Source organism: Gemelliphila sp. 1F1 (assembly GCF_056897515.1).
The window spans coordinates 35,302-57,000 of the sequence record NZ_JBXHBE010000001.1 but is presented as its reverse complement, the minus strand read 5'-3'; the positions used below and the strand labels follow the sequence as shown (position 1 = coordinate 57,000).

Sequence of the window (21,699 nt, the reverse complement as noted above, 5' to 3'; positions counted from 1 at the left end):
CACAAACCATATTCATATATTTCATAATATGTACTTTCAGCATACGTACACTCTCTAAAAATAATCCATATACTACTCATAAGTGCTTTTATATTAAAAAGAGTATATCACTATAAAATATAATTGTCAATATAATTACAAATATTTTTTGATAATTTTAAAATGTCATTAACATAAAAAAGAAGATAATAATTAATTTACTATCTTCTTTTTATAATTTTTACTAAACTAAAACTTTATCATTTTTATTTCTTTCTGTACTAGATGATGGTTGTTTTACTACTATTTTTTTATTTTTCTTCAACTCTCGTAATTTTAATAATACCCAAAGTTGTGTAGCTATAAATAGAGAAGAATACAATCCAAATATTAACCCTATAAGCAATGTAACATTGAATGTATATATTGCTTTACTTCCTAAGACTAACATTACGACTACAGTTATTATAACTGTAATTACTGTATTGAATGATCTAGTTAACGTTTGTCTTAATGATACATCTACTATTTTATAAAGTTGTTCTTTTGAATTGATAACTTTCTCATAACGCATATGCTCTCTTATTCTATCAAATGTAACTATAGTATCATTTATTGAATATCCTACTATAGTCAGAATAGCAGCAATAAATGTAATATCTATTTCTAACCTTAGAATACTAGACATAAATATTATAACTAGTACGTCGTGAAGCAGAGCTATAATACTAGTTACACCCATTTGCCACTCAAATCTAAATGCTACATATATAATTATTCCTATAGAAGCATACGCTAATGCATAAAGAGCATTTTTAGCAAGCTCTTTTCCTATTATAGGAGAGACTACGCTTATATTTGCATCTTTACTATATTTATTACTAAAATACTCTTTTACTTTCAACGTTTTTTCTTGATTAAAGCTATCTTTTGAATGAACTGTAGCTTGCTTGTTATCTGGTGTAAATACTATTTTTTCTTCTGTAATTTGTAAGCTATCTAAATCAGATTTAATCTGTTCTTGAGTTATTTCTGAATTAGACATTACATCTATTCTAGTACCACTAGAGAAATCTATTCCTAAATTTAATTTAAATGTACTTAACGAAACAGCACCAGCTATTAAAATAGCTATACTTAAAGCAAAGAATTTCTTCATATGCTTTGTAAAATTAAGTTTATCAAATTTTGTTGGTAAGCTAAGAGAATTTATAGGCTTTTTATCAGAACTTATATCTTTCTTGCTAACTCCAAACAACCAAAGACTATTATTAAAGAAGTTTGATTTAACAATTAAGCTAAGTAATATTCTAGTTCCAAAAACAGCAGTAATAAAACTAACCAAAATAGTTAATAACAACATAGTTGCAAAACCTTTTACACTACTTGTTCCGAAAATAAATAACACTACTGCAGCTATTACTGTCGTTAATTGCGAGTCAAAGATAGTCCATAGAGATTGCTTTGCTCCATCTTTATAAGATTTCTCCAACGTATATCCTGCTCTAAGCTCTTCTTTTATACGTTCATACATAATTATATTAGCATCTACCGCCATACCTACTCCGAGAATCAAAGCGGCAATACCCGGCAATGTCAATACTCCTGATATTAAATTAAAGAATAGTATAGTAATATAAACATAAGCTATTAGCATAATACTAGCTATTAATCCTGGCAATCTGTAAAATACTAGCATAAATAGACAAATAATACCCAATGATACAATACCAGCAAACACAGTTTGATTTAAAGCTTCCGTTCCAAATTGAGCACCAACAGCATTTGAATAAATCTCTGTAAGTTTCACTGGTAATGATCCAGAGTTTAGTAAAGCTGCCATATCCTTAGCTTCATCTAAAGTAAAGTTCCCAGATATTTGTACATCTTTAGAATTAATTGTTTGTGTTACTTGTGGAGCAGAAATAAACTTATGATTACTTTTTTTAGCTTCTTCTACGTAACTATCTCCTTCTTGGTAATCCATCCAAATTATCATTAAATTTTTTCCAGCTTCACGTTTACTTATTTCTGATGTAATATTACCAAATTTTTCTCCGTCTTTTAATTTTAGAGTTACTATTGGTTTAGAATATTCATCATATCCTTGTGCAGCACCATTTTCTTGCAAGTCTGATCCATCTAACAAAACTTTATCATCTGTATCTCTAATTGTTAAATTAGCTTGTGTTGACAAGACTCTCCTAGCAGTTTCTTGATCTTTTACTCCGGCTAGCTCTACACGTATTCTATTTCCTGATTCAACAGTTATAACAGGTTCACTAACTCCCAAAATATTTATACGACGACTTATCGTATCAGAAGTTGCTTTCACAATATTTTCATCAATCTTATCCCCTTCTTTTATCGGTTCAACTTGATAAAGTACTTCAAAGCCTCCCTGCAAATCAAGACCTAAATTAACTTTTGACACATTGGGTTTATATGTCAAAAATATACTCGTTAATACTATAATTATTAAAGAAAATGCTGTAAACAATCTACCAAATTTTCTTTTATCTTTTCTTCTTCTCATTGTATTCTCCTATTTTTCTAATGAATTAACATAATTTTCAATATAGTTTAGTACTGAGAAATCATTATTATTTCCTATAACTTTATCGCACATTTTTTTTATTTCTTCTTTAGCATTACTTGGACATACACTAGTTCCAGCAACTTTTAACATATCAATATCATTAAAATTATCACCAAAAACTACTGAATCCTCTATATCTATATTATAATACTCGGCAACTCTCTTGATACCTTCTCCTTTGCTACAACCAGCAGGCATAATATCAAAAAAATTGGTAGCAGAAAATGTGGATTCTATATCAAATTTTTTACTTACTTCAGTTGCTATTTTTCTTAATAAATTATGATTTTCTGAAGTCATCATTACCTTATAACTTTTATCATTATTTCTTTTTATTTCTCCAAGTATATCCTCATTAATATTCATCGGAGTTTTTATATTATCAGGCAAATTTTTCTCAACACGCCTAATTCTAGCTAAACTAAAAGACAATGTATCGCTATATATATAATTAGCACTATATATATGAAATTCTATACTTCCATCTGTCAACTCCTTATATTTTTCATAAATATAAGTAATTTCTTCTTCGTTAAAAGATTTCTCATATATAACTTCTCCAGTCTTCAAATTCCTTATAAAACTGCCATTACAAGAAATAACTGCATCATTGAGATCCATTAAATTATAATAACTTCTTACAGCTAAATCTACTCTACCTGTCGCTATAAAAAATTTAATATTGTTATTCTGTAATTTCTTCATTACATCTTTAGCATGAGGACTTATTTCTCTATTATCATTTAAAAAAGTTCCGTCCATATCAGTTACAAACCATTTACTCATAACTACCTCCTACTTCTTGAACACTATATATTGACTAATAAAGTAATTAGCTACAATAACTATAAACTGTGTTATTATCTTACTAATAAAATCTTCAATTCCAATAAATACCAGAACCTCAACACCTACTATTTCGATAAACATAGTAAATAATCTTGACGTAAAAAATTTTGATAATTCATAAAAGACTTTCTTTATACCATATACCTTAGAAGAAAATACATATCTTGCATTTACTACATAAGCAAATAATATTGATAAAGTTATAGCCAAAAAATTTGATGGAATTCTTCCTAAACCAAGTTTAGTCAATATATAATAAGAAACTAAATTTACTAACGTTGTACAAACTCCAAAAAATAAATAATTAACTATCTTTCTATATGTTGGATTATTATAATAAAATTTTAATTTATCAACTAATGACTTCATAAACACCTCTTATAATAAACTATATAGCTCTATTTCTGGATATTTATCATTAAACCATCGCATCGCAAAATCATTTTCAAATAAAAATACATAATTATCTTGCAAGTCTTTCACTAAAACACTACGAGAAGACGACGTACTCTCTTTTACTAAATCTTCATTTTTTATCCAACGAGTAGTTTTTTGACCTATATGCTCCATAACTACTTCTGTATTATATTCATTTTTCATACGATGCTCAAAAACTTCAAATTGAAGTTGTCCAACTGCTCCTAGTATTATTTGATTAGTATGCAATGTTTTATAATATTGAATAGCTCCTTCTTGTACCAACTGTTCAACTCCCTTATGGAAATGTTTTTGTTTCAAGACGTTTTTGGCAGAAACTTTGACAAATATTTCCGGAGTAAATGATGGCAATTTTTCAAACTCTATTTTCTTGTTTTGATATAATGTATCTCCTATTTGATAATTCCCACTATCATACAATCCTATTATATCTCCGGGATAAGCTATATCTATAGTAGCTTTGTCGTCAGCCATAAAATTCGTAGAACGTGAAATCTTCATTTTCTTACTAGTTCTAGTTAACGTTACGTCCATACCTCTATTAAACACTCCCGAACATACTCTCAAGAATGCTATTCTATCTCTATGTCTTGGATCCATATTAGCTTGTATTTTGAAAATAAAACCAGAAAAATCTTCATCCATAGGATTAACTTTTTCTCCATCAACTGTATTTCTCTCCATAGGAGTAGGAGCATTGTCAACATAATAATTCAAGAAGCTAGCAACGCCAAATGAAGATAGTGCAGAACCGAAGAATACAGGTGTTTGCTCTCCATTAAGCTGCTTTTCATAATCATAATCATTCCCTGCTTCAGAAATTAAAATCATATCTTCTACACATTTTTGATACATTTGATCATTTTTTAAATTATTTTCACCAATAATATTATATTCTTCGTCAAGTTCAATAAATTCTTCATTTTCTTTAAATGGTTCTATATAATATTTTTTTCTATCCATTATTCCAAAGAAATTTTGCCCCATTCCAACTGGGAGATTCATAGGGTACGTTTCTATTTCCAATTTTTCTTCTATTTCTTCTAACAGCTCTAGGGGATCTTTTGTTTCTCTGTCGAGTTTATTTATAAATGTAAAGATGGGGATTCCTCTCATTTTACAAACTTTAAAAAGTTTCAAAGTTTGAGCCTCTATCCCTTTCGCTCCATCAATAACCATTACTGCACTATCAACAGCCATTAATGTTCGATAAGTATCTTCCGAAAAATCTTCGTGTCCTGGTGTATCCAAAATATTAATAATTTTATTATCATATTCAAATTGCATTACCGAAGAAGTTACAGATATACCTCTTTGCTTTTCTATTTCCATCCAATCACTTTTTGCGAATTTACCAGTTTTCTTCCCCTTTACTGTTCCAGCTTCTCTAATTGCTCCACCAAATAGCAACAATTTCTCAGTTAACGTCGTCTTACCAGCATCAGGGTGTGATATTATCGCAAAAGTACGACGTTTTTTTACTTGTTCTTGTATACTCACTAGTTATTTCCTTTCAATTTTTTATATTTTTTATTCGCTTCTTCTAAACATACAATAGGATCAGAATGCCAAACTTTTTTACCATTTTGTAAGATTTCATAATCTTCTCTCCCTTTTGATGCCAAAATTATAACATCACCCGGTTCAGAAATCTCTACTATTCTCCTTACTGCATCTCCTCTAAACCATACTTTCTCGTAATTTTTATGAGTTAAACCTTGTTCTATTGCTGACATCAAAACTTCAACATCTTCATCTCTAGGACTATCAGTAGTTACAATAACATAGTCCGCTTCTGAAATAATTTCTCCGATGAGAGGACCTTTTGATATATCTCTTCCTCCTCCCATACCGGTTAACAATAATGTTCTCTTCCCTTTACGTATTTCTCTAGTAGCCTCTAGTAATTTAGCATAGCCATCAGGTGTATGAGCAAAATCACTAATTATATCTATTGGCAAATCTTCTCCCAAAATTTCCATACGTCCATATAGGGGAGATAGTTTGGGCAACACATTAACTATATCTATTATTTTATAACCTTTCAACCAAATAGATATTAATGCAGCAAGAATATTACTTACCATAAAATCTCCAATAAAAGGAATCTTACAATCAAACTTTCCTTCAGGACTATGTAAGACAAAATATGTCATTAATTTGTTATTAACTTTTTTATGATTAATGTCTGTTGCATAAAAATCTGCTGAATCATCTCTTATTGAATAGGTAATTTCTTGTTGATACAGAGTTTTGGATATTAATTTGTAATAACTATCATCTTTATTAAGCACTCCAAATTTAACTTCTGACAAATTATTCCCTAAAGTAGCAAATAATAACGATTTATCATAAGCATAAGTTTGCATATCTCCGTGAAAATCCAAGTGTTCATAAGTTAAATTACTAAATACAGCTACGTCTATTGGGATATTATAAATCCTTCCTAAAACCATAGCGTGCGATGAAGCTTCAAATGTAAAATGTTCTATATTATCTTTTCGCAAATCCCCCAACTTATTATGCAAAGTTACAACATCAGGTGTAGTATTTCCTAAATAATGGGGAGTTTCATCGTTTTTACAAAATCCGTTAGTTCCCAAATACGCGCTTGTAGTATTTAATAATCTTAATATATTATGAATCAAAGATGTTATACTAGTCTTTCCATTAGTTCCTGTTACCGCAACTATATGTGGTACCTTATTAATATTATTTATTTCGTATGCAATCATGCTAGCAAGTTTAGAAACTTCTCTTTCTTTCACAACTACTACTGCACAATTTTCATAATTATATTCTCTATCTTCACTAGCAATAACCAAAGTTACTCCATTTTTTACTGCATTTTCTATATAATCATGACCATTAACAGTATAGCCAACATTTGCTACAAAGACAAAATTTTCTCTAGCTTCTTTTGAGTTAGATGTAATTCCACAAACATTACTTGGAATTTTTCCATAAACTTTCTTTATTTTTATTCTATTTATAATTTCTGCTATATTCATAAATATATCTACTTTCAAAAAATTTGCTACCTTTCATTATACTACAATATCAGCATTAGTGCTATAAATAGTTCAACATATTTTAAATTGGTATAATATAATCGTATTAAACATTTGATATAACAACGTTTCTACACTAATAAAACACTTTATATATAGTATATTTAGCGACAATTTTTTAATATTTTTCAAAAAATAATAGACACTTTTTAGTTACCAAAAAAGCCCACTGGGCTGTGGGCTTTAAAATAATCTAGTAAAATTCAATTATCATACAAGATTAGTAAAATGTTCCGAAATAAACTACCTTCTTCATTAAAAAATTTATCCATTATTTATAAATGTGCTTTTTATCTTTCCGTAGCAGTTCTAAAAACTAGAATTTGGTTAATCGAAAATTTTAATAAACCTCTTTTGCGTTTTATCGCATATATATCCAATATTTTCATAGAATTTATGTGCCGATATCCTTGTTTCTGCTGAGTTTAATCTAATAAATTGAACTGAATTTTTTTTGGCATTCACTTCTAAGTAATCCATCAGTTTCTTTCCAATACCTTTTCCTTGAAACTCTGGCAAAACAGCTAATCCCATAACATTTAAACCACAATCCGAATAAAGACTCTCATAAGTTTCAGCATGTATAAAACCAACAACTTTATGCGAATCCTCATCCTCATAAACATAAATCCAATGATTATTTATATCATTAGATAGTCGAACTATTTGCCTAAGCACTAACTCAGTAGAAGCTTTATATCCTAAAGAAATATGGCATATTTCTTGTATGGCTTGAGCATCTTCTTTTTTTATATTTCTAATCATTTTATCGCCTCATAATTTCAAATTTATATTTCCATAGCAGTTATACAAATCAGGATTTTTATAACTCTTATCTCAATAACGACTACACAATCCTTTTTTTATTTTTCTCATAAACAAACTCTCTAATTATTGTTTGATTTTTTCAAAATATAGTTTATTTTATCATATCTTTAGTATAAAAATCTACACTTTCACTACTCTAAAACGTGATGCATACAATAAACAGTAAATCTAATGATTTACTAATACACTATTAAGTATATAATTATATTTCCACTTAAAGTACACTTTAATTCAAGTACTTTTTTATTTAATAATACAAAAATACTCAAATATTACCAAAATTTGATAATAATTGAGTATAATACATTTATTTTTATTTTAGTAAATTAAAATCAACAAACTTACTTAATTTACAATAATCACAATCTTCTTTTTGACATCCTGAATTAAAATTAGCTGTTCTTACTGTGTCCCAAAATTCTTTTATTTGTGATTTTACTTTTTCTATATCTTCTTCAGTAACTTCAATGTCATGAACAGAATAACCAGAAGTGTTAGTAGTATCGTCTAAGAATACGTATCTAGTTTGAATAGTTTTATTTTCAATATCTATTGAAATAATTTTATTTCCGATAGATACTTGAGGATTTTCTTTTAACATTATGTTATAAAATACAGCTTGTCGCCAATAGTCTCTATCATATTCTAATTCTTCCACACCTCTTAACTCTGAGCCAGTTTTATAATCTACAATTCTTATAACATCTCCATCAAATTCTATTTTATCAATAATTCCATTAATTGCATACTTATCATCCAAAGTGGCATTAATTTTTCCTTCTAGCAAAACATCTTTACGACTGTTAGGAATATATTCTTCAAAAAGATTATTTATTAAATGATGTCCATAACTTCTTAAATCGTCAGCAGACATTATATCAATAATCTCCGTTTCGTGAATGTTAAGCGAATTATCAAATACTTTTATTGCATCTTCAAGATTAAGATTATCTCTATAAATTGCTTCCATTGTTTCGTGCATAACTGTTCCAAAAACTGCTCCTGTTGGTGCATGATTAACTTTTATTTTTTCCTTATGCTCTTTCTTCCCTGATGATAATCCAGCAGCTTCTGTAAGTTTTAAAACATTATCAAAATAGAAGCAATTATTACAATTTAAAAATTTATTTAAGCTACTAACACTCAAGCTATCTAGCTTATCTACCGTTTCTTTAAATGTAGCTATCTCTACTTTATTAAGATCATCATAAATAATATTAGCGTTTAACAAATATTTGCCACAATACTCACAATCATATTCATTATTAGCATGATCCCCATTACAATTAAAATCACCATTTGTTAATTTTTCAAGACAATATATAATTTGCCTTAATACTATTGCAACATCATTAGCTGTTACTTCTATAACTTCTTCTTTAATATCTCCGGGTTTCTTCCTTTCTCCTTCAACAAAAATATAATTAACTTTAATATTCTTATCTGTCGTGTCAATTTCTGAATTTGTTAATAGGATATGATAAAAAACAGCTTGCCTCCAATAATTTCCTCCTATATCCTCATTATTTTCAGGTTTATTTATTTTCTTTTTGACTTTATTGTCATGATTTCCTGTTTTATAGTCTGTAATTGTAATATTATTATCTTCTAACTCTATTTTGTCAATCTTACCAGTTATTTTAAAATCCTTAAATTTTAACAATCCTTGCCTAATGTCTTCAATATCTTTATCTTTAAAAATATCTAGGTTAATATCCCCTAATCTAATATTTGGTATTTTTTTCTCAACTGCGATTATTCCAGAATTAATATATCCTTTCTCATAAAAGTTATTAATAATATTAATTCCCCTTAACTTATTATCTCTACGTATACGCTCTGTCAAAAAGTTTTTTGATTCTTTTTCGTATATTTCTTTAAATAATTGTAATGTTTTTTCTTTTGATAATACATCTTTGTAAGATAACTCAGTTGCGTCACCACTATTAAAGCCATAAATTTCTTCGAATATTCTATGAACAATATTTCCAAAGCTCATTGACTCATTACTTTGTGCTTCGTGAGAAAGACCTTTATTAAAGTAGAAACTTAATGGACAACTCAAAAAACTGTTTAAAAGACTTGCACTTATATTAATATCTTTAACAATATCATCAACTATTTCCTGTGGAATTTTAGGTAGCATATACCCTGTATTAGCAACGTACTCATTGTCTTTTGTGTATTCGTCTATATTACTTAAATATCCTTCTAAGTCATCAATAAAACGAGTTCTTTTGTCTTCTGATATTTTTCCATCAGATTTTTTGCTATAGGATAAATGTAATTCTTTTTTAGCTCTTGTCATCGCTACATAAAACAAACGACGATCTTCAGCTTCTTTAAGTTCCTTTTCATTATCTTCATTACCAGATATGCTAGGAGGATATTTAAATGTAGTACTATTATTTTCTCCTCCAGGCCATTTACTTTTTTTTCCTGTTTTGTTTGTTCCATCTTGACATTTTAACATAAACACATAATCAAACTCACGACCTTTTGATCCGTGGGCAGTCATAAGTTGAACACATTTGTCAGATGATACTCCGGCTTGTTCGATAGGTAATTTTATCTCCATAACATTTAACATATCTACATTCACTAAACATTCACCTAAAGTAATTGTAGGTTTTATAGCCATTTCTAATGACATTATATTATAAAGTTCTCTCCAAACAGCCACTAAATGATATTTATTTTTTGACTGCATTACATAGCTATCAATATCAAATTCTCTCATTACACTTTGTAATATATACGTTATTGGCAAATGTTTTTTAGATTTTATTAACTTTATACGTAACTTCTCTAATTTTTTATCTATATTTTTTATTCGACTAATATTAATATCTTTATATTCTTTTATATCTCTAATCGCAAGAAGATCTTCTAAAGAAAGTTCAAAAAAGTCAAAATAAAGAATATTTCTTAATTGATTTATATTTCTACTAGGTTTAGCGATATAACGCAAAATAGCTAATATTTTCTGAGCAAAAGGATCTTCAAATAAATTACTATCTTTATTAACGTCAACATATATACCGTTTTCTAATAATACTTTTGCAAAATTTTCTCCGTAATTATTACGTCCATATATTACCCCTATTTCATTAGGTGATACATCATTAGCAATAAGTTCTTTAATACGAGCTAACGTTCCTAACATCTCTTCACTTTCAGTTTCATATTCGGTTAAAGTAACATTATCTCCCACATAATCTTTATTTTGACCTGATGCGATTAAGTTTTTATCTTCTCTGTTTTTATTTTTACGAATTATTGCAGTGGCTGCATCTATAATATGTTGAGCAGAACGATAATTTGCTTCCAAAACTATTTTTTTAGGATTATATTTAGTATCAAAATCAATGATATTAGTTTCACTCACATTTTGGAAACGATAAATACTTTGATCATCATCACCAACTACAAATATATTTTTAGATTGATTTTCTGACATTAATAAATCTAGCAATTCATTTTGTATAATTGAAGTATCTTGAAACTCATCAACAAAAAGATATTTTATGTCGTTAGATATTTCTTTTAAAAATTGTTTATCTTCCTTAAATACATCTATCGTCCATCTTATCATATCATCAAAATCAAAATAATTTTTCTCTTCGATAATATTTTGGTATATTTCGGCAATATCTGTTGCGGATAATAAAACGTTAAACTTATCTTCTAAATCAAAAAAATCTACTTTAAAATCTCCTTTTTTATTCTCCCCTCTGCTTATTCTATATTTATATGTTTTATAAAGTTCTTCGCCAGGCTCAGAAAATTCAATTTCTTTAATATGTTCATTAACTTCATTTCTTATATCATCTTTACTTAAGTCTTCTCTTTTCATTTTTTCAAATAAACTTAGTATACGATCTCTATCATTATATCTCTTACCAGAACTTCTATATAATTTATGTCCTTCTCTTATGTACTCATCCATAACTTCCCTTAGAATTTCATATTTTTCTATATAAGAAATAATTTTTGGTCTATCTCCGAATTTATTTGGATTAGCTAAGATTATATCGTTACAAAAAGAATGAATAGTTGACACTCGAACATTTCTTCCTTGTTCTCCAATTAAGTTGCTTAAACGATCAAGCATCTCAGATGCACCTGCTTCTGTATACGTAAGACAAACTATTTCTTCAGGTTTAGCATTATGATTTACCATAAGATTAGCAACTCTTCTTGATAATATCTGAGTCTTACCTGTTCCCGGCCCTGCAATTACCATTACAGGACCTTCAACACTATCTACGGCTTCCTTTTGTAAATCATTTAACTTGTTGTATTCTTCATTAAAATTTAAGTTATTCATCTTAAATCCTCCTATTTATTTTATTGACTAATTTTAAAATCTAAATTTCCATATTTAACGCCAACTTTTATTCTATCTCCTTTTTTTATCAGACCTTTAATTATTTTTTCTGATAATGGATTTTCTATCAACTTAGTAATTTCACGTCTAATTGGTCTAGCTCCATTTATAGGATCATAAGTTAAATTAGAGATTAACTCTATCGCCTTGTTGCTAAAATCTACTTTGTATCCTTGCTCTTCTATCAATTCTTTTTCTTTTTGCAACAATAGACTCGTAATTTTTTTAATTTCTTCCTTAGTGAACGATTTGAATGATACAATATTATCAATTCTATTTAACAATTCTGGCCTAAAAAATTCTTTAACAGCTTTCATAGTCGCATTATGAATAAGTTTATCATCTGTTGCTATATTATTAGATCGTTCAAATCCAGCATTACTGTTTTGAGCAATACCTTTAAGTCCTAAATTAGAAGTTAAAATAATTATTGTATTTGTAAAATCAACTTTATTACCCTGACTATCTGTCAAATGTCCATCATCAAAAACTTGTAACATAAGATCATAAATTTTAGGATGAGCTTTTTCAATCTCGTCAAATAAAATAACTGCATTTGGATTACTACTAACTGCTGACGTTAAAAGTCCTCCTTGATAATAACCAGCATATCCTGGAGGGGCTCCAATTAATTTTGAAACTTCATGTGGCTGCTGATACTCGGACATATCAAACCTTATGAGATCTCTTTCTGAACCACTCAATTCTTTAGATAGTACTTTAGCAGTTTCAGTTTTTCCTACCCCACTAGTACCTAAGAAAAGAAATACTCCTATCGGACGATTTGGATTTCTAAATCCAGTTTTAGCTCTTATAACTGCTTCTGAAACAGTGTTAATTGCTTCTTCCTGACCTATTACTCTCTTTGATAATGTATCTTTTAGATTAACAAGTCTAATTTTTTCTAACTCCTGTGCTTTCTCTCCTACATTTAAATCATCCGAACTAACTTCTGTTTTAGATTTTTGCTCTACTACTTTTTTTATCATATTGTCATTAACTTTTAATGAATACTCTTTAGTAGTAAAATCATTTCTAGACTTATCGAAAGTGATTACTAAATCATTTATTTTCTTTCTAATTTTATCAACCTCTACTTCATTATACTCAATTTTCTCTGCTTCTTTTAAATCTTGTTTAAGCTTATTAATTTGTTTTTGATAAGCAGAAAGCAGCTCAACTTCCTGTTTTGCTTCAATTCGTATTAATGCTCCAGCATTATCTAGGATAGTTAGTGCAGAATCAGGCAATTTTTCGTTTTTTAAATATTTTTTAGCCAAGCGTACAGAAAGTTCTATTGAATTTTCTATAAAATTAACATGGTGATAGTTTTCATAAACTGGTGATACATTTTTGACAATTTCTATTGCTTCTTCTATATTGGGTTCATCAACTACAATTTGTTCAAAACGTCTTACTAATGCTTTATCATGTGAAATTTTATCTCTCCATTCATTAGGTGTAGTTGCACCGATAATTCTAAAGTCTCCTCTAGCCATAATAGGTTTAAATGCATCTGTTAATGATTTATTATTACCTAACATATGAATTTCATCAACAAATAATACTATATCTTTCTCACGTTTAATTTCCTCAATAAATCTCAAAATAGCTCTATCATTACTTCCACGAGTAACACTATATAAACTATTCATACTAAACTGCAATATTCTTTTCCCTCTTAGTGACGGTACTTCTTCACTAACAATTTTATTGGCTAAACCATCAACAATAGCTGATTTACCTACACCACCTTCTCCTAATAACACAACATTATTTTTATCACGCCTAGTTAATGCAATTTCAATCTTGCGAATTTCCTCATCTCTTCCTATAACTTTCATTAATTCAGAATTTCTGGCTCTAAGAGTTAAATCTGTTGAAATATCTTCAAGAATAGAATAGTTTGGATTATTAAGTTTATTAAAAATTTGGGAATCTTGTATAGCTTTCTCTTCTCTTTCGTTTTCTAATTTTCCATCACAAGTTCTTCTGTGTCTATAACCAAATGTTGAAAAAGTTTCTTTTAAAGTATCTTCTGAACAATAATTCCCATTCGCTATATATTGTTTAGTAATGACACTATGAGCGTTAGAAATCGGTTCTTGTGCCATACCAATCAATAACCAATAAGAATCAATTACGCCGTCTGGAGTATTCTGTACCCTCATTTCTTCTGCAAAATCAAAAATTTGTTTTGATAATTCTGATAAAGGATATTTTTCGCATTCTGCTAAAAAATTATTAGTTTCTTGTTCTTTAATTAGTGTAATAGGCGAAGATACTATCTTATCTCTAACACGTCTTCTCCCTATTAAGCTAGCATTATATAATTCATTAATCTTATCACTAGCTTCAATATCATAATTTCTCTCACTTTTATCCAACTCCGCTTGCAACTGACTTCTAGTAATTGAATAGTTACCAAGTGCATATCCTATACCAGTATCCTGTACAGACAATACTGCCATCAAAATATCTTGAGTTTCTATTACCTTATAATCTTTATTAGCAACAATATTTTCTAAATTAAACATAGCTTCTTTTAATTGTCTACTTACTTTATAATTCTCATTAATTTTTTTTACTGACATTGGACATATCTCCTTTTTTAATTTTGTAATGTAATTATAAGCCCAATTCCCGTTTCACGTAAATAGCTAGATTGAAAATTTTTTTAAAAAATATTTAATTATTTATTAAAACCTTGAAGTAATCTATGTTTATAACAAGTATAAAAAATATCATACATCTTTTCATTGATGTATGATATTTTGAATTTATTATAAATGAGTAAAAAACTCTAAATATTTGATGTTTTTGTTTGTAATACTACAAACTAAGGTTGTAAGTAAAATTTCTATGACTAAGTAAGTTTTATTATTTATCATAGCATTGTTAAATAATTTTATATGATTTATAAATTTAAAATATGAATCACAGCAAACTTCAATTGCTAATATTCCTAATAACATATTTCAAAATATACAAAATTTTTAAAGAAACTACACTACATACGAACTGTAAGTTAACTGCAAATATTGTATATTAATTGATACAATCACCTTAGTTAGTAAAATACAACGAACATATCGTTACTAAAATTATAAATATTATTTTATATATAGATATTTTTTAATATATTTTGATGCAATAGAGTGTTGTTTATTAGGTAGGATTATTTTATTACTCTTTAAATTTTGTATTAACTATTCTAGAGAAAATAAATTCATTGATAACCCTATCTATTTCTATTACATTCTTTAAATTTTTAGAACAATTTTTTATTACAGATAAATAATTTTCTTTATATATTTATATTATCTTTAAAAATAGAATGTTTAATTTGTTTCCTTTATCCAAATACAATATATCTACTATTTAGTTAATATTAAAAAATATTATAATTTTTTTATTAATTCATCTACTGATTTTTCAAACTCATCAATTTTCTTTTCTTTGTTAAAAAATGGAAAGCCTATTATTCTATAATTATTATCAAATAGTCCATTTGTTGTTGCCTGCTTTTCTAATTCTAAAGAAAAACTTTCTTTCCATACATCTTGTTTTAACAAATGTTTTCCTTTAGTCTCAACATACCCTTGATATGTCAAATGACCATCAATTTGTTTTTTTCTAACGAACAATAAAAAGTCTGGCTCAAACCTTTCTCCAGCTTCAAATGAATAGATAGCAAGTTCGGGTATTCTTTCATTTCTGACGACATAATATTCTAAATCTTTTTCTTTTAGTTTAGGCTTTATACTGGTTTTAAAATACTTGATAAATAATTTTTCTTCACTTGTTCCATAGTTATCATTAAACACATACCAACTTTCTTTTGTTAAATCTAGTCTATATTTTTCTTTAGAACAATTGTTTTGTGAATCACCTTTGCCTCCGTTAAAATCAATTTTTTCCATATATATTTTTTTATCTTTTAATACATCTTTTAACATTCTAGGTGTAAATTCTGGAGATCCAACAAATTCCTGTTTTAAAGAACTCACATGAGAAGATATCGAAACTAATGCTTTTTTCACAGCTAAAAATATATCTTTACCTTTTAGCTCATCATTAAAATAAGTTATTTCAAGATTAGAATTTCCTATATAATTATCCGAAGTAAAAAATTCTACTTTAGATTTTAAATTTGGATATTTTTGTTTTAAAACATCAAATCTTAATTCTTCAAAGTATTCGCTAGCTCCCATCAAAATATTTAAATTTATTTCTTTGAATTTAATACTTTCAGTTTTATCACCTATTGCATTAACATGTTTAGCTTCATCTCCAAATAAATTGATGATATTCCCTCTGCCGGAAACAGCTGTATAATAATAAGTGTTTTTTTTCATACTAGGTTCAATTGACGTAATATTATCTCGTCCTTTAGGTATCCTTTTATTTGAGTATACATAACCTTTTTTGTAAAATTCACTATCTTTAAAATCTGCTTTTAAATTACACTCTAATGTAATTGGAGCTGGTGCTTGAAGTCCTGTTTCAATTAATGCCTGTTTTAATTCTGAAATATATTTAGAATCATTTTTACTATGGAAATACATCGTTTCTAAAATACGATTTTTATTTGCTAAATCTACATCATACTTACGCTTAAACTTTAATTCCTCATCTCCATCAACAAACGGACAATACCTAGCACCTCTACCAATTAATTGTGCTTCCTTAATTGTATATGTACCAATTTTACCTGCTTTTCCACTTCCTTGTCTTGTATCATAAAGACGAACAATATCAAAAAGATTTAATACATCCCAACCCTCATTTAGCATATCAACTGCAAAAATTAATCGAATGGGATTATCTTTATCTTCAAGAGAGTTAACCAACAATTGATTTTCTTTATTATTATCAGATGAACCATTCATAATAATAGAAGTATCTTCTGTAAATGAACTTTTAATAGAATGTTCTAATATTCCTAAAGAAGCATCTTTTTCTTCAAAATATTCGATAGCCTTATTTAAAACCTCAACGCCTACTAATCCTAAACTTTTAATTTCATCTGTAGTTAAATTTTTAATCCTTTTGAAAAAATCAGCATAAAAAGCTTCTGATTCTGCAATTTTTTGAGATTTTAACATTATTACAGGCTTTATATTTAACTTAAGATCTGCAAATAAAAATTTTCTATATTCACTCATAACTAAAGCAATTAAAGTTCTAGTCCATAAATCAGTATCCGTTGCAAAATTTTGAAAATCTTTCGTATAACCACTTTCTCTAAATGAGATTAAAGGATAATTAAAGACAATCTTATCTTCATATTTTTTAAGAACATTTGCATCTTTTAAATCACAAGTTGCTGTAAATTCGAGCATAATATTATTATCTTTATTTCTTTTAAAAGCTTTCATTACAGAGTTTTCCCAACTTTCTTTAACTTCCTCTTCAGCCTTAGTAGGTTTTTTAGTTAAAGAATTAATGTGATGACTCTCGTCTGATATAAACACAACTTTATTATTTTCAAAATCTTCATATGTTATAGAATTTTCTTTTGGTTCGGATAAATCTTTGTGAAGTTTTTGTATTGTTGTAAAAACAATTTCAATATCATTGTCTAATACGTTTCCACTGAAATTTTCAACTTTTTTTATTTTAATTTTATTTCCTAAATGTTCAATTACTTCATTAAACAAATACTTATTTGAAAGTGTGTTTGTAAAATTATCAATTGTTTTTTCAAGTACATTTGTCTGGTTTACAAAAAACAAAAATTTTCTATATCCCTTTGTGTATAAATAAAGAATAAGACCTGCCATTATTACTGTTTTACCACTTCCTGTTGCCATATGAAATAAGGTATATAATTCATCCTTCTTTATTTTCTCATTTTCCAAATATAAAATAAAATTTTTAAGAGCGTTTAATTGATACTTACGTAATACTATTTTTTTAGACAATCCTGTATTAATTATTTCAGGAATATCAATGTCATTTCCATATTCTCTAAGGTTATCTACTGTTTCATATAAAAATGTTCTATTCATACTAAGCCTCCTTATAGAAAGACTTTGTAAAGTTTGTATCACTTTCGCTAACTTTAAAAGTGCTATCTTCCATATCGGAGTAGTTAACATACAATTTATTTTTGTCTATTAACTTGATGAGTGCTTTTTTCTTTTCTTCAAGTGCTAGGCTTTCAAACTCTTCATCTACATTTATTAATTCATCTCTGGTAATATAGGGTACAATTTTATCGTCAGAATAAATTAATTCTTTTAATTCAGATATATTTTCTTCTGTTGCTTTATGTACTTTTTCAATTAAAGAATTTGCATTTTCTAACAGTTCACAGTATACAAATGAACCTCCACCTTGCCAATTTACAGATTTAGATATGCCTCCTTGTTCTCCTTCAAGAACCTTTTTCATTCTTTCAACTGTTATATCTTCGATATAATCCATTTGTTCAACACCAATATATCTACGTCCCATTTTATGAGCAACAGCACAAGTTGTTCCACTTCCAAGATTAAAATCTAGAATGAGATCATTTTCTTTAGTGGCAATATTTAATATATGTTCTAATAATTCTTCAGATTTAGGATTATTAAATATTTTTTTACCAAACAATTCTTTTAAAAAAGTTGTTCCTTTTTTGTTGTTTATTTCTATAACACTTTTAGCAGGTAATATATTTTCTTTAATGTAATATTTTTTATTTCCAATTTCTTTTATTTCACTATTATTCACTATTTCTTTTTTTATGACATTCTTATTACTTTTTATTAAAACTTCATCATTATTCCAATATTTTTTAAATTTTTCCAAACTCCAAGTCCAACGCCCTAAAACATTATCATCCCTTTTAGGAGGTCTTATAGGTATATATCCTAAACTAATTAAATATTCATCACTTTTATAAATTTCTTCTTCTAATGATTCCGCACTTAAGTTTTCAATATCATAATCTTCTAATGCTATTGCATGTACTACCTTATTTTCTTTTTCAAAAATTTTAAATTCTGTATATCCTAGATTTTTTATGTCTATTAATCTATTATTATTTCCTGTTATACCATTTCCTGTTCCTTCATAATAATATATTGTATATCCTAGATTTTTTCTGTCTATTAATCTATTATTATTTCCTGTTATACCATTTCCTGTTCCTTCATAATAATATATTGTATATCCTAGATTTTTTATGTCTATTAGCTTGTCATGACCTGAAGAGGCACCAGTATCCCTACCTAGATAATACTTATCTTCAAATACTTCTTTTTTTACATAATTTTTGTATGTAACCTTCAAGTCATGCCAACGTTTTATGTAGCATAAAACATATTCGTGATTTTTTTGAATACTCTTACTATCATTTTGAGTATTTCCTTTTAATTGAATTAATGTTCCATAATTATTCTCTCTACCAAATATATCATCCATTAATACTTTTAAATATGCTTGTTCGTTTTCATCGCAATGTACAAAAATTAATCCATCATCACTCAATAATTTTTTAGCTAGCTCTAGTCTGTTTTTCATAAATACAAGCCATGTTGAATGATTAAATGAATCATTATAATTAAAAGAATCATTTCCTGTATTATATGGTGGGTCTATATAAATACATTTAACTTTTCCTTCGTATCTTTTAAGGAGGCTAGATAAAGCTATAAGGTTATTACCTTTAATTATTAAATTATCTTCTTCGCTAAAAGTAATGTTCTCTTCTACACCATCTTTTGTATATCTTTTTGCATTAGTTAAGACTTTAGGGGCTAACATTCTGCTAATTTCATCGCTTGCGATAATTTCGTTATAAAAAATTTCTTTTCGTTTTTGATCATCTTTGTCTTGACCACCCTCAAGCACACAATCTTTATATGGAAAATCTAGTACTACATCATTTGACTTAGAGATAAATTCTCCGTTATGCGTTAAACCTATTTTATTCGCATATTTGGTATAAGAATCAGGTAAAAACTCTTTTGATTCAATAAACCATAAAAATTGTTGTTTATCAAAAATTAATGTTCCGTTTATATTCTTAAAAAATCTTTTTTTTACAGTTTCATCACTCAATAGTAAAGCTAGTAATGTTTCATCCATAGTCATTACATCACTATAAATCTTTGCTTTTAATAGCTTTTTATTATCTGATGAGTACCCCCCCCCCCGATTTTTTCTATCAATAATTTCTCTAATATTTCATAAATATTATTTTTCATGTATCCTCCTAATTAAAAATTAAAATATAATTTGTATTATAATTAAAAAATTTTTTATTTAATTATATCATAATTTTATATTAATTTCTCTATAGAAAATAAAGAAAATTATAATGTTATAATATACATATGACAAAGAATAAAAATAGAAAATTCCTGTATAATTGAAACAAACAAAATCAACGAAAAGGAACTCTCTCTACGTATAACATTATACTACAAAATCAAAAATATTTACCGCATACAATACAAACAAGTTTTTTCATTATTAAAACACCTATCTGTAATTAGATTTTAAAAATGAAACTTTATTTTTCTTCATATTTTTCCACTCATCTTTTAATTGCTGTTCTCCTAAACACTCATATACAAAAAGCCAATATTGATCTATTTCATCTTCTTCCAACTTTTTAGCAGCATATTCTTTCTAAATTTTCTCCTCTGATTTAAGATTATGTTTTTTTGCAATAAATAAATGTCATCAGTAGCAATATACAATCTTGTGATTCTTTAATTCTTTCAACATCAATTTCATTAATTTCAATATCTGGATCATCTGGATCACCTGAATCAATTGCATATAATAAAGCATACGAGCAAGCTTCATAGTTGTTTCTACTAATATATTTTTCATAAATCATATTTACATACTTTTTAATTTCTTCTTTATCTATCGTATACTTTTTAAAAATATGTTCACCTAGTATTGGTACAATGTATGGGTATAATAATGATAAAGACACAATAGACTTAACTAAATATTCTTGTGCAGATTTTGTTAAATTATAATCTTTAAGCAATTTTATTGCATACAATATTATTGAATTATTATCAGCATTTTCTGATACTAACTTTATTGCTAAATCTATGAAACCTTGAACTTCTCTATAATCAACATAATCTTTAAATTTTTGAAATGTTACAGTATAATTATTAATTTTATGAATCCATGTCTCAACAACACAAATTGGAAGTTCACATATTTCTGTCTTTTTATGATTAATCAATAAACCATATTCTCTCAATTCTCTATTTAAATCTAGTATAAAATTATCGGCTTCTTCCTTCGTATCAACATAACACGTATAATCATCTATGTGTCTTATGTAAGAAGAATATTTTTCTGCTAGTTTTTCATCTACTGCACATAAAATTATTTCTGATAATATATTATACGAATAATTCTCGAATTTTCTTCTGTTGATGAGTAATTTTAGAATTCTTTCTCACTATTGATTTGACCTTCTTTCTAGAAATATATATTGACTACTATTTTCTAAATTAGAATATGAAAAATGACCTAACCAAAAATTAGGTCATTTATACATGTAAATTATTCTTGGAACT

12 protein-coding genes are annotated in these 21,699 nt (G+C 27.3%); all 12 read right to left on the bottom strand.

Translation table 11 applies throughout. The features are described from left to right. Nucleotides 1-223 precede the first annotated feature (223 nt). Entirely contained in the window at nt 224-2,515 is a 2,292-nt protein-coding gene (gene secD, locus AC1XWJ_RS00210) for a protein translocase subunit SecD (RefSeq protein ID WP_483333753.1), read from the bottom strand. Nucleotides 2,516-2,524: 9 nt separating this feature from the next. Further along, the gene (locus AC1XWJ_RS00205; RefSeq protein ID WP_483333752.1) at nt 2,525-3,364 is read right to left on the bottom strand and encodes an HAD family hydrolase; all 840 of its coding nucleotides are present in this window, start codon (nt 3,362-3,364) and stop codon (nt 2,525-2,527) included. A gap of 9 nt (nt 3,365-3,373) precedes the next feature. Continuing rightward, nucleotides 3,374-3,796: a GtrA family protein gene (locus tag AC1XWJ_RS00200; RefSeq protein WP_483333751.1), complete on the bottom strand. Its 423-nt coding sequence runs from the start codon at nt 3,794-3,796 to the stop codon at nt 3,374-3,376. 9 nt (nt 3,797-3,805) lie between these two features. Then, a complete protein-coding gene (locus AC1XWJ_RS00195) occupies nt 3,806-5,365 on the bottom strand; it encodes a peptide chain release factor 3 (protein ID WP_483333749.1) in 1,560 nt (519 codons plus the stop codon). After that, on the bottom strand, nt 5,365-6,876 hold the full coding sequence (locus AC1XWJ_RS00190) for a Mur ligase family protein (protein ID WP_483333747.1): 1,512 nt from the start codon (nt 6,874-6,876) through the stop codon (nt 5,365-5,367). The genes AC1XWJ_RS00195 and AC1XWJ_RS00190 overlap by 1 nt, the downstream gene beginning before the upstream one ends. A gap of 387 nt (nt 6,877-7,263) precedes the next feature. Beyond that, a complete protein-coding gene (locus AC1XWJ_RS00185; RefSeq protein ID WP_483333746.1) occupies nt 7,264-7,701 on the bottom strand; it encodes a GNAT family N-acetyltransferase in 438 nt (145 codons plus the stop codon). A 376-nt stretch (nt 7,702-8,077) separates the two neighbouring features. Further along, nucleotides 8,078-12,094 carry a UvrD-helicase domain-containing protein gene (locus AC1XWJ_RS00180; protein WP_483333744.1) on the bottom strand — a complete coding sequence of 1,339 codons (4,017 nt, stop codon included), beginning with the start codon at nt 12,092-12,094 and terminating at the stop codon, nt 8,078-8,080. 20 nt (nt 12,095-12,114) lie between these two features. Continuing rightward, complete coding sequence (locus AC1XWJ_RS00175) at nt 12,115-14,748, bottom strand: AAA family ATPase (protein WP_483333743.1); 2,634 nt, start codon at nt 14,746-14,748, stop codon at nt 12,115-12,117. 807 nt (nt 14,749-15,555) lie between these two features. Next, nucleotides 15,556-18,168, bottom strand: coding sequence for a DEAD/DEAH box helicase family protein (locus tag AC1XWJ_RS00170; RefSeq protein WP_483333741.1), 2,613 nt, complete (start codon nt 18,166-18,168; stop codon nt 15,556-15,558). A 1-nt stretch (nt 18,169) separates the two neighbouring features. Continuing rightward, nucleotides 18,170-20,233 (bottom strand): DNA methyltransferase, encoded by a 2,064-nt coding sequence (locus tag AC1XWJ_RS00165; protein WP_483333740.1) that lies wholly within the window; start codon nt 20,231-20,233, stop codon nt 18,170-18,172. A 396-nt stretch (nt 20,234-20,629) separates the two neighbouring features. Beyond that, nucleotides 20,630-20,758, bottom strand: a complete 129-nt coding sequence (locus tag AC1XWJ_RS00160; protein WP_483333739.1) for a hypothetical protein — start codon at nt 20,756-20,758, stop codon at nt 20,630-20,632. Between the two features lie 46 nt (nt 20,759-20,804). Beyond that, nucleotides 20,805-21,359, bottom strand: a complete 555-nt coding sequence (locus AC1XWJ_RS00155; protein ID WP_483333737.1) for a hypothetical protein — start codon at nt 21,357-21,359, stop codon at nt 20,805-20,807. Between the last annotated feature and the right edge of the window lie 340 nt (nt 21,360-21,699).